This window comes from Ruegeria sp. BHSC043 (assembly GCF_059612985.1).
Map to the genome: position 1 here is coordinate 309,103 of NZ_JBXWRS010000003.1, position 16,632 is coordinate 325,734.

General features: G+C 63.5%; 21 protein-coding genes and 1 riboswitch. Of the genes, 13 read left to right on the forward strand and 8 right to left on the reverse strand.

Translation table 11 applies throughout. The annotated features are described in order from the left end of the window. The first annotated feature begins 72 nt into the window (after window positions 1-72). Both dapF and mtaB read left to right on the forward strand, forming a co-directional pair. Window positions 73-915 (forward strand): diaminopimelate epimerase, encoded by an 843-nt coding sequence (gene dapF, locus AC2FMM_RS08320; RefSeq protein WP_496742484.1) that lies wholly within the window; start codon window positions 73-75, stop codon window positions 913-915. After that, complete coding sequence (mtaB, locus tag AC2FMM_RS08325; protein ID WP_496796303.1) at window positions 912-2,168, forward strand: tRNA (N(6)-L-threonylcarbamoyladenosine(37)-C(2))-methylthiotransferase MtaB; 1,257 nt, start codon at window positions 912-914, stop codon at window positions 2,166-2,168. The genes dapF and mtaB overlap by 4 nt, the downstream gene beginning before the upstream one ends. Here the strand turns inward: mtaB and AC2FMM_RS08330 are convergent. The 6 genes from AC2FMM_RS08330 to petA form a co-directional block, all read right to left on the reverse strand. Continuing rightward, a complete protein-coding gene (locus AC2FMM_RS08330; protein ID WP_496689461.1) occupies window positions 2,150-2,698 on the reverse strand; it encodes a helix-turn-helix transcriptional regulator in 549 nt (182 codons plus the stop codon). The genes mtaB and AC2FMM_RS08330 overlap by 19 nt on opposite strands. After that, a complete protein-coding gene (locus AC2FMM_RS08335; protein ID WP_496712372.1) occupies window positions 2,695-3,270 on the reverse strand; it encodes a cytochrome b/b6 domain-containing protein in 576 nt (191 codons plus the stop codon). The genes AC2FMM_RS08330 and AC2FMM_RS08335 overlap by 4 nt, the downstream gene beginning before the upstream one ends. 8 nt (window positions 3,271-3,278) lie before the next feature. Then, window positions 3,279-3,527: a PepSY domain-containing protein gene (locus AC2FMM_RS08340; RefSeq protein WP_496796304.1), complete on the reverse strand. Its 249-nt coding sequence runs from the start codon at window positions 3,525-3,527 to the stop codon at window positions 3,279-3,281. 210 nt (window positions 3,528-3,737) lie between these two features. Continuing rightward, the gene (locus AC2FMM_RS08345; RefSeq protein WP_496680110.1) at window positions 3,738-4,523 is read right to left on the reverse strand and encodes a cytochrome c1; all 786 of its coding nucleotides are present in this window, start codon (window positions 4,521-4,523) and stop codon (window positions 3,738-3,740) included. 18 nt (window positions 4,524-4,541) lie between these two features. Next, window positions 4,542-5,873: a cytochrome b gene (petB, locus tag AC2FMM_RS08350; RefSeq protein ID WP_496689455.1), complete on the reverse strand. Its 1,332-nt coding sequence runs from the start codon at window positions 5,871-5,873 to the stop codon at window positions 4,542-4,544. Between the two features lie 12 nt (window positions 5,874-5,885). Beyond that, window positions 5,886-6,446, reverse strand: a complete 561-nt coding sequence (gene petA / locus AC2FMM_RS08355) for a ubiquinol-cytochrome c reductase iron-sulfur subunit (RefSeq protein WP_496680112.1) — start codon at window positions 6,444-6,446, stop codon at window positions 5,886-5,888. 473 nt (window positions 6,447-6,919) lie between these two features. Here petA and AC2FMM_RS08360 point away from each other — a divergent pair, with 473 nt between their 5' ends. Further along, the gene (locus AC2FMM_RS08360) at window positions 6,920-7,363 is read left to right on the forward strand and encodes a c-type cytochrome (protein WP_496680113.1); all 444 of its coding nucleotides are present in this window, start codon (window positions 6,920-6,922) and stop codon (window positions 7,361-7,363) included. A gap of 12 nt (window positions 7,364-7,375) precedes the next feature. On the opposite strand, the gene AC2FMM_RS08365 is transcribed toward AC2FMM_RS08360, so the two are convergent. Next, window positions 7,376-7,990, reverse strand: a complete 615-nt coding sequence (locus AC2FMM_RS08365) for an FMN-binding negative transcriptional regulator (RefSeq protein WP_496796305.1) — start codon at window positions 7,988-7,990, stop codon at window positions 7,376-7,378. Window positions 7,991-8,044: 54 nt separating this feature from the next. Further along, window positions 8,045-8,199: riboswitch (FMN riboswitch) on the forward strand. Between the two features lie 117 nt (window positions 8,200-8,316). Between AC2FMM_RS08365 and AC2FMM_RS08370 the strand changes: the two genes are divergently transcribed. The 5 genes from AC2FMM_RS08370 (at window position 8,317) to cobO (ending at window position 12,234) form a co-directional block, all read left to right on the forward strand. After that, entirely contained in the window at window positions 8,317-8,757 is a 441-nt protein-coding gene (locus tag AC2FMM_RS08370; RefSeq protein ID WP_496796306.1) for a 6,7-dimethyl-8-ribityllumazine synthase, read from the forward strand. Window positions 8,758-8,851: 94 nt separating this feature from the next. Continuing rightward, window positions 8,852-9,952 (forward strand): chorismate synthase, encoded by a 1,101-nt coding sequence (aroC, locus tag AC2FMM_RS08375; protein WP_496796307.1) that lies wholly within the window; start codon window positions 8,852-8,854, stop codon window positions 9,950-9,952. Then, window positions 9,936-10,610 carry an HD domain-containing protein gene (locus AC2FMM_RS08380; protein WP_496680119.1) on the forward strand — a complete coding sequence of 225 codons (675 nt, stop codon included), beginning with the start codon at window positions 9,936-9,938 and terminating at the stop codon, window positions 10,608-10,610. Before aroC ends, AC2FMM_RS08380 begins: the two co-directional genes overlap by 17 nt. A gap of 32 nt (window positions 10,611-10,642) precedes the next feature. Continuing rightward, entirely contained in the window at window positions 10,643-11,578 is a 936-nt protein-coding gene (locus tag AC2FMM_RS08385) for a DMT family transporter (protein WP_496680121.1), read from the forward strand. A 56-nt stretch (window positions 11,579-11,634) separates the two neighbouring features. Then, window positions 11,635-12,234 carry a cob(I)yrinic acid a,c-diamide adenosyltransferase gene (gene cobO, locus AC2FMM_RS08390; RefSeq protein WP_496796308.1) on the forward strand — a complete coding sequence of 200 codons (600 nt, stop codon included), beginning with the start codon at window positions 11,635-11,637 and terminating at the stop codon, window positions 12,232-12,234. Between the two features lie 59 nt (window positions 12,235-12,293). Here the strand turns inward: cobO and AC2FMM_RS08395 are convergent, their stop codons facing one another. Beyond that, a complete protein-coding gene (locus tag AC2FMM_RS08395; protein WP_170340845.1) occupies window positions 12,294-13,160 on the reverse strand; it encodes a branched-chain amino acid aminotransferase in 867 nt (288 codons plus the stop codon). Between the two features lie 158 nt (window positions 13,161-13,318). Here AC2FMM_RS08395 and AC2FMM_RS08400 point away from each other — a divergent pair, with 158 nt between their 5' ends. From AC2FMM_RS08400 to AC2FMM_RS08420, 5 genes are all read left to right on the forward strand, one after another. Further along, complete coding sequence (locus AC2FMM_RS08400) at window positions 13,319-13,831, forward strand: MarR family winged helix-turn-helix transcriptional regulator (RefSeq protein ID WP_170391323.1); 513 nt, start codon at window positions 13,319-13,321, stop codon at window positions 13,829-13,831. Next, window positions 13,828-14,529 carry a response regulator gene (locus AC2FMM_RS08405; protein ID WP_496689442.1) on the forward strand — a complete coding sequence of 234 codons (702 nt, stop codon included), beginning with the start codon at window positions 13,828-13,830 and terminating at the stop codon, window positions 14,527-14,529. The genes AC2FMM_RS08400 and AC2FMM_RS08405 overlap by 4 nt, the downstream gene beginning before the upstream one ends. Window positions 14,530-14,599: 70 nt before the next feature. Beyond that, on the forward strand, window positions 14,600-15,526 hold the full coding sequence (locus AC2FMM_RS08410; RefSeq protein ID WP_496796309.1) for a histone deacetylase family protein: 927 nt from the start codon (window positions 14,600-14,602) through the stop codon (window positions 15,524-15,526). Next, window positions 15,523-15,765, forward strand: a complete 243-nt coding sequence (locus AC2FMM_RS08415; protein ID WP_496796310.1) for an exodeoxyribonuclease VII small subunit — start codon at window positions 15,523-15,525, stop codon at window positions 15,763-15,765. The genes AC2FMM_RS08410 and AC2FMM_RS08415 overlap by 4 nt, the downstream gene beginning before the upstream one ends. Then, on the forward strand, window positions 15,765-16,631 hold the full coding sequence (locus AC2FMM_RS08420; protein ID WP_496796311.1) for a polyprenyl synthetase family protein: 867 nt from the start codon (window positions 15,765-15,767) through the stop codon (window positions 16,629-16,631). The genes AC2FMM_RS08415 and AC2FMM_RS08420 overlap by 1 nt, the downstream gene beginning before the upstream one ends. The last annotated feature ends 1 nt before the right edge of the window (window position 16,632 follow it).

The window sequence follows — 16,632 nt, forward strand, 5'->3', positions numbered from 1 at the left end:
GGCGGCGGGGGGTCAACCCCTTTTTTCAGGAATCTTCGCGCCGGGCTGGATTCATGTCTGCGGCAAGGCTATATGCCCGCCATGCAACAGCGACCCGACACTGGTTTGCCCTTCATGAAGATGCACGGGCTTGGCAATGACTTCGTCATTGTGGACGCGCGCGCGCATCCGGTGCAGATCACGCCGGCGCTGGCGCGCGGGATCGGACACCGGCAATTTGGGGTCGGATTCGACCAGCTGGCCGTCATCGAAAACGGCGAATCGGATGCGCATCTGGTGTTCTACAATGCCGACGGGTCGATCTCGGCCACCTGCGGCAACGCCACCCGCTGCATCGCCCGGTTCCTGATGCAGGAAAGCGGCAAATCCGAACTGACGCTGACCACCAGCCACGGTACGCTGCTGGCGCGGGGCGCAGGCGACGGGCTGACCTCGGTCAACATGGGGCATCCGCAGCTGGACTGGGCCGATATTCCATTGGCGGAAGAAGTGGATACGTTGGAACTACCGATCGAAGGCGGACCGGTGGCCACCGGCATGGGCAACCCGCATTGCACCTTCTTCGTCGAAGACGCCGAGGCGATTCCGCTGGAGGAATTCGGCGCGCGCTATGAGCATCACCCGCTCTATCCGCAGCGCACCAATGTGCAAATCGCCCAGATCATCGGCCCGGATCACATCCGCATGCGGGTGTGGGAGCGCGGCGTGGGCATCACGCTGGCCTCGGGCTCGTCGTCGTGTGCCACGGCCGTGGCGGCGGCGCGGCGTGGCCTGACCGGGCGCAAGGTGCAGATCGAGCTGGACGGCGGCACCATCTGGATCGACTGGCGCGAGGACGGCGTCTGGATGACCGGCCCCACCTGCCATGTCTTCTCGGGCACGCTGACGCCCGAATTCCTGAGGACGCTGGGATGAACCCGCCGAAATTCACCACGCTGGGCTGCCGGCTCAACGCCTACGAGACCGAGGCGATGAAAGAGCTGTCGCAGCAGGCCGGGCTGACCGATGCGGTAATCGTGAACACCTGCGCCGTCACCGCCGAGGCCGTGCGCAAGGCCCGGCAGGAGATCCGCAAGCTGCGCCGCGAGAACCCGAATGCGCGCCTGATCGTGACCGGCTGCGCGGCCCAGACCGAACCGCAGACCTTTGCCACGATGGATGAGGTCGATGCGGTGATCGGCAATACCGAAAAGATGCGCCCCGAGACCTGGAAGAGCATGGCCGCCGATTTCATCGGCGAAACCGAGGCGGTTCAGGTCGACGACATCATGTCGGTCACCGAAACCGCCGGCCACCTGATCGACGGATTCGGCACCCGCTCGCGCGCCTATGTGCAGGTCCAGAACGGCTGTGACCATCGTTGCACCTTCTGCATCATCCCCTATGGCCGCGGCAACTCGCGCAGCGTCCCGGCGGGCGTGGTGGTGGACCAGATCAAGCGGCTGGTGGACCGGGGCTATAACGAGGTCGTGCTGACTGGCGTCGACCTGACATCCTGGGGGGCCGACCTGCCCGCAAGCCCCAAGCTGGGCGATCTGGTCATGCGCATCCTGAAACTGGTGCCCGATCTGCCGCGCCTGCGCATCAGCTCGATCGATTCGATCGAGGTGGACGAGAATCTGATGCAGGCCATCGCGACCGAGCCGCGCCTGATGCCGCATCTGCACCTGTCCCTGCAGCATGGCGACGACCTGATCCTGAAACGGATGAAGCGCCGCCACCTGCGCGACGATGCCATCCGATTCACCGAAGAGGTCCGCAAACTGCGCCCCGAGATCACCTTTGGCGCCGACATCATCGCGGGCTTTCCGACGGAAACCGAGGCGCATTTCCAGAACTCGCTGAAACTGGTGACCGACTGCGACCTGACCTGGCTGCACGTCTTTCCCTATTCCAAACGCGAAGGCACCCCCGCCGCGCGCATTCCGCAGCAGGTCAACGGCGCCGTCATCAAGGATCGTGCCGCGCGGCTGCGGGCGGCCGGCGACGCGCAGGTTGCCAAGCACTTGGCGGCACAGCTGGGCAAGACCCATCACATCCTGATGGAGAATCCCCACATGGGCCGGACCGAGCAGTTCACCGAGGTTTCATTCACGACTCCGCAACCCGAAGGACAGATCGTGACGGCCCGGATCATCGGACTGGATGGTCAACGGCTGACCGCCTGACCGGCGTCCCCGGTTGGGGTATCATTGGCCAGAAGCTCTTCGAAGAACACGCTGATCAACTGGGCCCGGCCATCCACACCTGCCTTGGCATAAATTGACGCGGATTGCGCGCGCACGGTTCCGACCGCCCGGCCCCGGATACGCGCGATGTTTTCGTTGTCGAATCCTTTGAGGATCAGCAGGCCAACGTCACGTTCCGCGCCGGTCAGGCCCCAGCGATCAAAGAAGCCATCGATCACTTGGGCCAATTCCCCCCGTGCCACGCGCAAGCCCTGCCTTGCCTGCTCCATCCGAACCAGCAGCGCCCGCAGTTCGACCATCAGAACCCAGATTCCAGCGCCCAGAACAACCGCAACGAAGGTTTCCAGCGCCAGATGCGTCGGGTGCCCGCCCGCATCGAAATCGAGAATGACATCGATCAGAAAGAACGTGGCACACAAGACCTGGACAATGATCATCGCGGTCAGAATCTTGGCCCGGCGCACATCCGTATCCCCGGGCCAAAGAGTTTCGAGAATGTGTTTCTTCATTTTGTCGAAATTCCATCAGGAATGTTCTTGCTTCCTGTTATCATGGCTTTGACCAAAGCAACACCGGTCCTGCGCTGGTCCAGCACAACCCCGCAGACGTGCAGTACGACCGAGACCATCAGCCAGTTGAACCCAAGCTCGTGCAGTTCTTCTACCCATTCGAACCCAAAGAACCGAACGGTGCCCATCATGATCCCCGTGATGCAGATCACGATCAGCGTGGCCCAGATGTTGTAGGCCATCCACGCCCCCAGCGGGTTGTGCGACAGGTGAACGGTCCGGTCTCCACGCAGGATCTCGCCCGTATGGGCCAGCGCGGCCCGGGGGTTGGGCGGAAACGCCGTGAACCGCGCCGTCTGGACCCCCAGAAAACCCCAGACAAGCCGCAGCAAGACAAGACCCAGGGTGGCATATCCAATGATTTCATGCAGGTCCCCTTCGGGGTCCGTGACGACCGCATTCAACAACACACCGGCCAGCACAGACCAGTGAATCACGCGCACCAACGGGTCCCAAACGTGCACCAGGCGGGCGCTGTCGCGCCCACCCTCGGCCAGGTTGAAACCGGGCATGTCCGACTTCACCCCTTGACCTTCGAGACCTTGCCGATTGCCGGATCCACATAGACCTCGGCCATTTCGCCGTCCTTGACGACATAGGCTTCGATCTCGCCGTCTTCCTCCTCGATCTTGCGCACGTCAAAGCCAAGCTCGGTCAGTGCGCTGCGCACGGCGTCTTCGGTTTTGCCAAGTTCCATGTCGGGCGTCAGATCGGCGGCCAGCGCGGGGGCGGCAACAAGCAAAGCGGCTGCGATGAAAGGGAATTTCATGTGGTGGTCTCCTCGGTTCAGGTGAACGCGCCATGCAGTCCGGCGCTAAACGGAAACTGCCGGCAGGTGGCACGCGGCACCATATTCTTTGGGCTTAGATGGCCGGGATAAGCCGACGCTGACGGCAGGAACCCGCCAACGGACCGGCAAGAAAAAGGGCCCCGCACGATGCGCGGGGCCCTTGGTGTCTTTGGTATGGTCCCTGACGGATCAGGCGGATTTCTTACCCTTGACCGGCGCCCACAGGCGCTTGTTCACCAGGTACAACAGCACCGACAGGATGGTCAGGAACAGCACGCCGACAAAGCCGGCTTGCTTGCGCTCCATCATCTTCGGCTCGGCCGTCCACATCAGGAACGCAGCAACGTCCTGTGACATGGATTCGACGGTGGCTTCGTGACCATCGGCGAATTCGACCTGATCGTCCGACAGGGGCGGGGCCATCGAGATCCAGCCGCCGGGGAAGGCAGTGTTTTCATACAGAACCGTGCCGGCCTCTTCCTTTTCCTTGCCGGTATAACCGTCCAGCAACGAGGCGATGTACTCCGCACCACCCATGCCCTTGACCAGCTGGTTGATTCCCAGACCGTAAGGCCCGTGGAAGCCCGCACGCGCCTTGGCCATCAGGCTCAGGTCTGGTGCGCCCACACCGTCATTTTCGGGGAAATGGTCTGTCGGTTTGGCCGGACGGAAATCGTCCAGCTCGGGGTCGAACACCTCAAAGGTTCCAGCCGCATAGGCGATGACTTCTTCTTCCGAGTAACCCAACGCCGTAAGATCGCGCAGCGGCACGTATTTCAGGCCGTGGCAGGCCGCGCAGACCTCGGTATAGATCTGCAGGCCGCGCTGCAGCTGGTTCTGATCCCAGGTGCCGAATGGCCCTTCGAACGAGAACGCGAAGTCTTCGATGTGCTGCTCGCCGCCCCCGGCTGCGGAAACCGCAGCAGGAGCAAGAGCGATGGCAAACGCGGCGCCGATTGCAAGTTTCTTGAACATGGTTTCCCGTCCCTCTTCTTACTCGGCCGGCGTGGCTTCGGCGTCAGCCTTGCCGTAATGCGCGTTGAAGTCTTCTTCGATGGTTTCCGGCTGCGGCTCGGGCTTCTCGATCACGCCGAGGATCGGCAGGATCACGAAGAAATAGGCGAACCAGTAGGCGGAGGCGATCAGCGAGAAGGTCGCATAGGGTTCCTCTGCAGGCATGGCTCCCAGCCACATCAGGGCGAAGAAGTCGATGACCAGAAGGTAGAACCACCATTTGAACATGGGGCGGTACTTGCCCGACCGCACACTCGAAGTGTCCAGCCAGGGCGCCAGCGCCATGGCCAGGATTGCACCGAACATCGCCAGAACACCAAAGAACTTGGCGTCGATGATGCCACCGGTGATGAAACTGGCGAACTGCACGACCCATACTTCGCTGGTGAAGGCACGCAGGATCGCGTAGAATGGCAGGAAGTACCATTCGGGCACGATGTGCGCGGGCGTAACCAGCGGGTTGGCTTCGATGTAGTTGTCCGGGTGGCCCAGGTAGTTCGGCATGAAGCCGACGATTGCCCAGAACACGACCAGCACGACGGCCAGCGCAAACAGGTCCTTGATCACGAAATAGGGCCAGAACGGCAAGGTGTCTTTCTCGGCCTCTGCTTTCGATCCACGACGAACCTCAACCCCGGTGGGGTTGTTGTTGCCGGTGGTGTGGAAGGCCCAGACATGCACGATGACCAGCCCCGCAATCACGAAGGGCAGCAGGTAATGCAGCGAGAAGAAACGGTTCAGCGTGGCGTTGTCCACGGCGGGTCCGCCCAGCAGCCAGGTCTGGATTGCGTCGCCAACGAAGGGGATCGCGCCAAACAGGCCGGTGATCACGGTTGCGCCCCAGAAGGACATCTGCCCCCAAGGCAGAACATAGCCCATGAAGGCGGTGGCCATCATCAGCAGATAGATCAGCATGCCGATGATCCAGGTCACCTCGCGCGGGGCCTTGTAGGAACCGTAGTACAGACCGCGGAAAATGTGGATATAGACGGCCACAAAGAACAGCGAGGCGCCGTTCATGTGCAGGTACCGCAACATGAAGCCGCCATTTACGTTGCGCATGATGTGTTCAATGCTGGCAAAGGCCAGATCGACATGCGGGGTGTAGTGCATCACCAGGACGATGCCCGTGATGATCTGCAGTGCCAGGCAGAAGACCAGCACAATCCCCCAGATCCACATCCAGTTCAAGTTCTTGGGTGTGGGAATCATGAGGGTGTCGTAAAGAAGCCCGACGATGGGCAGGCGGCTGTTCAGCCACTTTTCGCCCTTGGTCTTCGGCTCGTAATGGTCGTGCGGGATACCGGACATCAGCGCGCCTCCTTAACCCAGCTTGATGGTGGTTTCGTCGAGGAACTCGGCAACCGGAACATGCAGGTTCTCGGGGGCCGGGCCCTTGCGGATGCGGCCCGCGGTGTCATAGTGCGACCCGTGGCACGGGCAGAACCAGCCTTGGAAGTCGCCTGCACCGTCACCCAGCGGCACACAGCCCAGATGAGTGCACACCCCCATCATCACCAGCCATTCGCCAGCCTCGTCCAGGGTGCGGTTCTCGTCTGTGGCCGGCAGGCCCGGTTTGTTGGCGTTGCGGTCGATCGGATCCGGCAACTCGTCCAGCGACACTTCGCGCGCCAGCTGGATTTCTTCTTCGGTACGGCGGCGGATGAACACCGGCTTGCCCAGCCATTTGACGGTGATCTGGGTGCCGACCTCGACACCGCTGACATCCACGCGGATCGAGGACAGCGCCTGAACGTCCGCCGAGGGGTTCATTTGGTTGATCAGGGGCCATACGGCGGCACCCGTCGCAACGACACCTGCGCCGCCGGCGGCGTAGTAGAGGAAATCTCTGCGGGTGCCTTCGTGGTCTTCTGCGTGGGACACGAGGTTTTCTCCGATTCCAGCGCCCGGCTTTCGGGCAAACATGCATCAGCACCGCATCAAAGCGGCGTCTCATCGCGGGTATCTAGCCGGGAGAAAACGGTTCGTCCAGCGGTCATAGGCGCGCACTACGCCGCATCTGGGCATTCATGTCACAATGCGGGGGTCATTTTTCAAGATCTTTGCCCCGAAACGGCGGAAATCCCTGGGTGAACGCGCGAATCACGCGGCAGGCGAATCCCGGGGCGTCGTCGCTCCGGCCGGGCGGTGATCCGGGCCCGCGCACAATGAGCGCCGGGCATCACCATACGGACCGGCAGGCCCTCGAGCATCCGGGGCAGTGGCCGACCGAGAATCCGCCAAATTTTTATTTTCAAGTCATTTTTTCAACAACCATGGCGCGCATTTTTGGGTTGCGGACCAGTCAGATTTGACGCAATTCGGCGCGCGCGCGAACGCAGTGATCGAGGAGTCCCATGACATTATTCAGAACCGCCGTCCTGCTGGTCACGGTCGCCGCCACCCATCAAGCCTGGGCTGAAGGCGACCCCGCGCGCGGCGAGAAACTCTACAACCGCTGCTCGTCCTGCCACGCCATCATCAAGGATGGCGAGGTTCTGGTCAAAGGCGGCATCACCGGCCCGAATCTCTATGGCGTGGTCGGCAGGACCGCCGGAACCGAAAACGATTATCTGAACGGCAGTGAACGGCTGCCCATCGGCATGTTCACCGATGACATGATCCGCGCTGGTGAAAACGGCCTGGTCTGGACGCAAGAGAACATCGCCGCCTACGCCCGCGACCCGATCGGGTTCATCCGGGACTTCCTGAACGACGACACCGCCCGCCCGAACATGAGCATCAAGCTGAAGCAAGGCGCCGAGGATATCGCCGCCTATCTGGCGACGTTCAGCGACTGAAGCGTAATCGGATCAGACTTCGCGCATGAGGGCGGCCAGTTGACCAAGCTCGGTGCCGATCCCGTATTGCTCGACATGCCCGGCGGCGGCCAGCCGCGCCGCCTCGGGCTTGTTCTGGTTCAGTTTCCAGGTGCCGTCGATCTGAGTGATCTGCAACCGGCAGGGCACGATCATGCGCATCATGCGCTCCAGCGCTGCCGGGTCCATCTTGTCGGCGCACCAGAGCGGCTTGGGCTTCAGCCGCTCTTCGAAAAAGGCCGATTGCCGATCCAGAAGATCGCGCAGCCGGTCCTGGGGCTGCAATTCCAGCCGGCCAGTCAGGTGGACCGCCACGTAATTCCATGTGGGTACCTGATCCGCGACCCCGTACCAATCGGGCGAGACATAGCCGTTGGGGCCCTGAACCGCGATCCGCGCCTCCTTCGGGTCGGCCAGCGCCCGCACGATCGGGTTCGACCGCACCAGATGCAGCTCGGCCACCGCGCCATCCTCGGACAGCAGAAAGGGCACATGGCTGATCAATGGCGGGCCGTCAGCGGACAGCGCCAGTACGCCGAATCCCCGACTGCGGGCAAACTCCACATGGCGCGCGCGGTCCTCGGCGCGAAAGGCTGGGTTGGGGTGCATGGCCGTCCTCCTGTCGACAGGTCTTGCAGATCGCGCGTGCGCTTGGCAAGGTCGCGCCGTTCTCAGGGCGGGGCGGAATTCCCCACCGGCGGTATGCGGGCCCAGGCCCGCCAGCCCGCGAGCGGCTCTGCCGTCCAACCGGCAGAGTGTCAGCAGATCTGGTGAGAGGCCAGAGCCGACGGTTACAGTCCGGATGAAAGAGAACGAGCAGCGCGCCCCGCCACGGGCGCGTCTGTCCGTGATCGCCTTGGGTGACGTGTCATGCCGCGCTGGCCGCGAAACCATTCGCACCCGCCAGCAGGCCACCAAGCTGAAAGGAGATCACGATGACACACACCCGCTATGCTTTCGTCAAAGCCAACTGGCATGCCGATATCGTCGACCGCGCGCTGGACGGATTTCTGGAGTTGATCCCCGCCGATCAGGTCGATGTGTTCGACGTGCCGGGCGCGTTCGAAATGCCCCTGCTGGCCCGCGACCTGGCCCAGACGGGCCGCTATGCCGCCGTGGCCTGCGCGGCCTTTGTCGTCGATGGCGGCATCTACCGGCACGATTTCGTGGCGCAGGCCGTCATTGACGGGCTGATGCGCGCAGGGCTCGAAAGCGGCGTGCCGGTCCTGTCGGTGTCGCTGACGCCGCACCAGTACCAGGAAACCGACCATCACAACGCTATCTACCGCGCGCATTTCGTGGAAAAGGGGCGCGAGGCAGCCCGGGCGGCGCTGAAAATCATCGAAACCCGCGCCGCACTGACCCGTGCGGCCTAGGCACACTGGGTTGGGGCAGCGATGCCCCGACCGCAAATCCGCTTGAGGCGGCAGGCTCTCGCCGTTAATCACGACCCTCAAAGGAGCATGCCCCATGTCGATGAACAGCTTTGGACACCTTTTCCGCGTCACCACCTGGGGTGAAAGCCACGGCCCCGCGCTGGGCGCCACGGTCGATGGCTGCCCGCCCGGCGTCCCGATCGACGAGGGCATGATCCAGCACTGGCTGGACAAGCGCAAACCGGGCCAGAACAAGTTCACCACCCAGCGGCGCGAGCCCGATCAGGTGAGAATCCTGTCGGGCGTGTTCGAGGGCCAGACCACCGGCACGCCCGTCCAGCTGATGATCGAGAACACCGATCAACGCTCGAAGGATTACGGGGACATCATGGAAAAGTTCCGCCCCGGCCATGCTGACATCACCTATTGGCAGAAATACGGCATCCGCGACTATCGCGGCGGCGGGCGCAGCTCGGCCCGCGAAACGGCGGCGCGGGTGGCCGCGGGCGGGCTGGCGCGCGAGGCGATCAAGCAGATCGCGCCCAACGTCCAGATCACCGGCTACATGACCCAGATCGGCCCGCACCGGATCGACCGGACCAACTTTGATTGGGCGCAGATCGAACAGAACCCGTTCTGGACCCCAGATGCAAAAGCCGCCGAGGACTGGGCAGCCTATCTGGACGATTTGCGCAAATCCGGCAATTCGGTCGGCGCGGTGGTCGAAGTGGTGGCGCGCGGCGTCCCCGCGGGCCTCGGCGCGCCGGTCTATGGCAAGCTCGACACCGATCTGGCCGCGGCGATGATGTCGATCAACGCTGTCAAGGGCGTGGAAATCGGCGAAGGCATGGCCGCCGCCGAGCTGACCGGCGAGGCCAATGCCGACGAGATCTTCATGGGCCAGGACGGCCCGCAATACAGCTCGAACCACGCGGGCGGCATCTTGGGCGGCATCTCGACCGGGCAGGACATCGTGGTACGTTTCGCGGTCAAGCCCACCTCGTCGATCCTGACCACGCGCAAGACCATCACCAAATCGGGCGAAGAGACCGAGATCATCACCAAGGGCCGCCACGACCCCTGCGTCGGCATCCGCGCCGTGCCGGTGGGCGAAGCGATGATGGCCTGCGTGATCTTGGACCACCTGCTGCTGCATCGCGGCCAGATCGGTGAAAACCGTGGACGGATTGGCTGAGCTGCGCGACCGCCTGCGCGCGGTCGTCGCGCAGCGGATGATCACCGACCCGGCCCATGACTTGGCCCATCTGGACCGTGTCTGGGTCAATGCCCGCACCATCGCCGATGCGCAAACCGACAGGACCGTACTGCTGGCGGCCTGCTATCTGCACGATCTGGTCAACCTGCCCAAGAACGACCCCGACCGGCACCTGGCCTCGCGCCGGTCGGCCGAAGAATCCGAGCCTGTTCTGCGGGAACTGGGCCTGAGCGATGCCCAGATCGCCGCCACCCGCCACGCGATCGAGGCGCACAGTTTTTCCGCCAACATCCCGCCCGAGACGCCCGAGGCGCGCATCCTGCGCGATGCCGACCGGCTGGATGCGCTGGGCGCCATCGGGATCGCGCGGAATTTCTCGGTGTCCGGCGCTTTGGGGCGGACGCTCTATGATCCGGCCGATCCGTTCGCAGCCCACCGGCCGCTGGACGATCTGCACTATTCGATCGACCACTGGAAGGTGAAGCTGCTGGCCCTGCCCGACGACATGCTGACCGAGGCCGGACGGCAGATCGCGCAGCAACGGGTCCGGCGCATGATCCGGTTTCTGACCGAATTCGCCGAAGAGATCGGCAGCCCCCTGCCCGACAGCTGGACACGCCCCAATCCGACCCGTTGATCTTTGCCGCACAAAGGCGCAGGGTCGCGCCGATGGCCCAATCCCTGACCTCTCATCGCCCCGTGCTTGCCGTGACGCTGAAACTCAGCGCCCTGTTCCTGTTCACGGCGATGTCGGCGCTGGTCAAGGCGCTGTCGGCCGATTTCCCGCCGGGCCAGATGGTTTTTTTTCGTTCCTTGTTCGCGGTGCCGGTGATCGTGGCCTGGCTGATCTCGCGCGGGGAACTCGCGCAGGGCTTTGTCGTCAGGAAGCCCATGGGCCATTTCTGGCGCGGAGTGCTGGGCACCACCGCCATGGGCCTGACTTTTACCGGGCTCAGCCTGCTGCCCCTGCCCGAGGTTACGGCGATCGGCTATGCCACCCCTATCTTCACCCTGATCCTGGCGGCGCTGCTGCTGGGCGAGCGCATCCGCCTGATCCGCATCGGCGCGGTGGCGATCGGGCTTTTGGGCGTGCTGATCATGATCTGGCCGCGGCTGGGCTCGGCCGATCTGGGCACCGGCGCCACGATCGGCGCGCTGTGCGTGCTGGGCGCGACCGTGGCCCGCGGCTTCGTGCAGATCCACATCCGGCAACTGGTGCAGGTCGACCATCCCGCCGCGATCGTCTTCTATTTCTCGATGACCGCCACGCTGCTGTCGGCGCTGACCGTGTTCTGGGGCTGGACCGCGCCCACCCTGAACCAGCTGCTGATCCTGATCACGATGGGGTTGATCGGCGGCGTCGCGCAGATTCTGGTGACCTCGTCCTACCGGTTCGGGCAGGCCTCGATGCTGGCGCCCTATGACTATACATCGATGCTGTTTGCCATCTTCATCGGCTATGTCTGGTTTGACGAACTGCCGACCCTGGCGATCCTGCTGGGGGCGGCGCTGGTGATCGCCGGCAATGCGGTGGTGATCTGGCGCGAACACCAGCTGGGTCTGGAACGCGGCAAGGCGCGGTCGCTGACCGATCACAAACCCTGACTTTACCTTTCGCCCCCATCGCCTAGGTTGGCGCGGACAATCAACGAGGTTTTGCCATGAGCGACGCACAGGACCACAAACAGAAGATGCAACAGGTGCAGGCCCAGCACCGCAAAAAAGTGTCCGAGGCCGTGGATCCCGGTCGGGGGCTGGTGCTGATCAACACCGGCAAGGGCAAAGGCAAATCCTCGGCCGCGTTCGGCGTGGTGATCCGCGCATTGGGCTGGGGCCAGAAGGTCGCCGTGGTGCAGTTCATCAAGGGCAAATGGAAGACCGGCGAACGGCGGTTCTTCGAAGAACGCGATCTGGTCACCTGGCACACGATGGGCGAAGGCTTCACCTGGGACACCCAGGACCGCGACCGCGACATTGCCGCCGCGACCGCCGCCTTCGATAAGGCGCGCGACCTGATGGCCAGCGGCGACTATGACCTTGTGGTGCTGGACGAGATCAACATCGCTCTGCGCTATGAATACCTGTCGGTGGACGCGGTGATCGAGGGGCTGAAGGCGCGCTCGGACCGGACCAGCGTGTTTCTGACCGGGCGCGACGCGCCGCAGGCGCTGCGTGACTATGCCGATCTGGTCACCGAAATGACCGAGGAAAAGCACCCGTTTCAGGCCGGCATCAAGGCCCAGCGCGGCATCGATTTCTGAATATTTCGACGCGAAAGAAAAAACGGACGCCCGTCAACGGCGCCCGTTTTTCGTATGCGTCAGCTGCGGACCAGCTGTTCGTAATCGTTGGCGATCTCGCGGGTCAGGTCGCCGACCTCGAAGGTGTACTCGCCGATCTGGCCCACCGGCGTGACCTCGGCCGCGGTGCCGGTCAACCAGCACTGTTCGAAATCGGCCATCTCCTCGGGCAGGATGTGGCGTTCGTGTACGGTGATGCCTTTGTCTTTCAGCATCTGGATCACCGTCTGGCGGGTGATGCCGTTCAGGAAGCAGTCGGCCAGCGGCGTATGCACTTCGCCATCCTTGACGAAGAACACGTTGGCACCGGTCGCCTCGGCCACATAGCCGCGGTAATCCATGAACAAGGCATCGGAACAGCCCTTGGCCTCGGCCTTGTGCTTGGAGATGGTGCAGATCATGTACAGCCCCGCCGCCTTGGCATGGACCGGGATGGTTTCCGGGCTGGGCCGCTTCCACTCGGCGATGTCCAGCTTGGCGCCCTGCATCTTGGCATCGCCATAATAGGCGCCCCAGGGCCAGACCGCGATGGCCATGCGCACCGGGTTGCGCGCCGAGGCCACGCCCATATCCTCGCCCGAGCCGCGCCAGACCAGCGCGCGCACGTAGGCGTCCTTGAGGCCGCTTTTCTCGAGCGTTTCGGCCTTGGCCGCCTCGATCTGATCAACCGTGTAAGGCATCGGCATGTCCAGCGCCTCGGCCGATTTGATCAACCGCTCGGAATGTTCGCGGCTTTTGAAGATCTTGCCGTTATAGGCACGCTCGCCCTCGAAGACCGAGCTGGCATAGTGCATCGCATGGGTCAGGACATGCACCTTGGCATCGCGCCAGGGCACAAATTCGCCATCCATCCAGATGACACCGTCACGATCGTCATATCCCGCCATCCGAAACCTCCTGACCCGGGTCACATTTCCGATTGTTGCGCCACTTAGGTCCGACCCGGACACAAAATTGCGCAAAAACTGCGATTCGATACCTGTCCGCCCTTGGAATGTCAATAACGCTGACTTAAAGTCGGGGCGTGCAACGAATGAGGCCCGATATGTCCGAGATCCGCCCCGCCCCGGTCTTTGGCGGAGAAAGCCTGTTGTTTCTGACAGATGAACAGCTTCGGCAGGGGATCGAGGCGATGTTCTTTGCCTATCGCGGCTTTACCGCCGACCCCGACCGCATTCTGAGCGAAATGGCCTATGGCCGGGCGCATCACCGGGCGATCCATTTCATCAACCGTGCGCCGGGCACCACGGTGAACAACCTGCTGGCGATCCTGGGGGTGACCAAGCAGTCGCTGAACCGGGTGCTACGCACGCTGATCGACGACGGCCTTGTCGAGAGCCGGGTCGGCACCGTCGACAAGCGCGAACGCCACCTGTACCTGACTGAAAAGGGCAAGGCGCTCGAGGCGCAGCTGTCGGACGCCCAGCGCGCCCGGATGCGCGCGGCCTACAAGGAAGCCGGCCCCGAGGCGGTTGCCGGGTTCCGCAAGGTTCTTGAAGCGATGATGGATGCTGATATGCGTCGGGCTTACACGAAACTGCGGGATTCAACTTCATGAGCGACGTGGACGCCCATCTTCTGATCGTCGATGACGACGAACGCATCCGTGATCTGCTCAAGAAATTCTTGATGCGCAGCGGATTTCTTGTGACCGCGGCGCGTGATGCCGCCCATGCGCGGCGGGTCCTGTCGGGGCTGGATTTCGACCTGATCGTGATGGATGTGATGATGCCGGGCGAGGATGGTGTCAGCCTGACCCGTGCCCTGCGCGAGACGCATGACACGCCGATTCTGCTGCTGACGGCACGCGGCGAGACCGAGCACCGGATCGCCGGGTTGGAAGCCGGAGCAGACGATTACCTGGCCAAGCCGTTCGAACCCAAGGAACTGCTGCTGCGGATCAACGCAATCCTGCGGCGGATGCCGGAAACCACAGCGCAGGACACGGCCACCAAGATCCTGCATTTGGGGCCGATCCGCTATGACATCGAACGCGGCGAGATGTGGCAGGGCGAAGAGCCGGTGCGGCTGACCGCCACCGAAAGCCAGTTGATGAAGATCTTCTCGGCCCAGCCGGGCGAGCCGATCAGCCGGTCGAAGCTGGTCGAGGATCTGGGGCGCGACAAGGGGCAGGCGCAGGAGCGTGCGGTGGACGTGCAGATCACGCGCCTGCGCCGCAAGATCGAGCAAGACCCCAAGCAGCCGCGCTATCTGCAGACGGTGCGGGGCGCGGGCTATATGCTGGCGCCGGATTGATTTTGCCGCTGCGCGGCGTTTTGTTGCCTTCGGCGAGGATATTTTTGGCCAGATGAAGTGGGGGATTTTGATGAAGACCGCTGTTTTGACGCATGCCGACTGTCTGGGTCATGTCACCCCTGAGGGGCATCCCGAGCGGGTGGCCCGGCTGGAACATATCCTGCATGCGCTGGAGCCTCTGGACCTGCAACGGGTGACCGCGCCGCTGGCGGCGGATGACGATCTGCTGCGTATCCATCCCGAGAGCTATATCCGCGAAATCCGTGACGCCCGCCCGACCGAGGGGTTCCGCCAGATCGACGGGGATACGTTCATGTCACCCGGCTCGGTCGATGCGGCCTATCGGGCGGCGGGGGCCGTTGTTCGGGCGGTGGACATGGTGCTGGGCGGTGAGGCGCCGAATGCGTTCTGCGCCATTCGGCCGCCGGGCCACCACGCCGAACGGGAAACCGCCATGGGATTCTGCCTGTTCGGCAATGCCGCTTTGGCGGCGAAGCATGCGCTGGATCATCACGAGCTGGGTCGGGTCGCGGTGGTGGATTTCGACGTGCATCACGGCAATGGCACGCAGGATCTGCTGTGGGACGAGGCCCGCGCGCTGGTGATCACCAGCCAGCAGATGCCGCTGTGGCCGGGCTCGGGACGGCCGGATGAAACCGGGGCGCATGACACCATCGTGAACATCCCGCTGGCCCCCGGCACCGGCGGGGCCGAGATGCGCGCGGCCTACGAGGCACAGGCCTTTCCCCGGCTGCGCGCGTTCAAGCCCGAGCTGATCATCATCTCTGCCGGCTTCGACGCCCATCAGGACGATCCGCTGGCCAATCTGAACTGGTCCACCGACGATTTCGCCTGGATCACCGCTCAGCTTTGCCGGATCGCCGACGAGCTGTGTAAGGGCTGTATCGTCTCGACTCTGGAAGGCGGGTATGATCTGAACGCACTGGCCAAAGCCACACGCGCCCATGTTGAAGAACTGATGAAGGCAGCCCGATGACCGAGACCCCCGTTGAACAGATGACATTCGAGCAGGCGATGAAAGAGCTGGAGGCCGTGGTCGGCCAACTGGAGCGCGGCGACGTGGCGCTGGACCAGTCGATCGCCCTGTACGAGCGCGGCGCCAAGCTGAAGAAACGCTGCGAGGAAGAGCTGAAGCGCGCCGAGGAGAAAGTGGCCGCCATCACGCTGGATTCCGATGGTCAGCCCACCGGGACGACCCCTGTCGAAGGTCTGTAATGTTTTCCGAAAGGCTGGCGCAGGATGCGGCGCTGATCCAGGCGCAGTTCGATCTGATTCTGGGTGCGCTGGACGATGTCGATGTCACCCGGGCGATGGCCTATGCCACGCAGGGCGGCAAGCGGCTGCGCGGATTTCTGGTGCTGGAAAGCGCCCGACTGCACGGAATAGATGAGACCTGCGCGATCTGGCCCGCGATCGGGATCGAGGCGCTGCACGCCTATAGCCTCGTGCATGACGATCTGCCCTGCATGGACGATGACGACCTGCGCCGCGGCCGCCCGACCGTGCACAAGCAATGGAACGATGGCATCGCGGTTCTGGCTGGCGACGCTTTGCAGGCGCTGGCATTCGAGCTGTGCGCCCGCCCCGAAGTGGGGCCGGCCGAGATTCGCGCCGACCTGACCCTGACGCTGGCGCAGGCGGCAGGCGCGCAGGGCATGGTGCTGGGGCAGGCGCTGGACATTGCGGCGGAAACGGCGCAGCAACCGCTCTCGCTGGAGGACATCACCCGGTTGCAGGCCGGCAAGACCGGCGCGCTGATCGAATGGTCGGCCTGTGCCGGGGCCCGGTTGGCCGGAGAGGACGTCCAACGCATGCGTCAATATTCCTCCGCGCTGGGCCTTGCCTTTCAAATTACCGACGACATCCTTGATGTGGAGGGTGACAGCGAAAAGGCGGGCAAACGATTGCAGAAGGACGCACAGGCGGGCAAGGCGACGTTCGTATCCCTGCTGGGCCTCGACGCCGCCAAGGCCCGCGCGACCGAGCTGGTCGAGCAGGCCTGCGGCGCGCTGGACGGCTACGGACCGCAGGCCGAAACCTTGAAGGAAGCCGCCCGCTTCGTTATTGCGCGTGAAAGCTGAA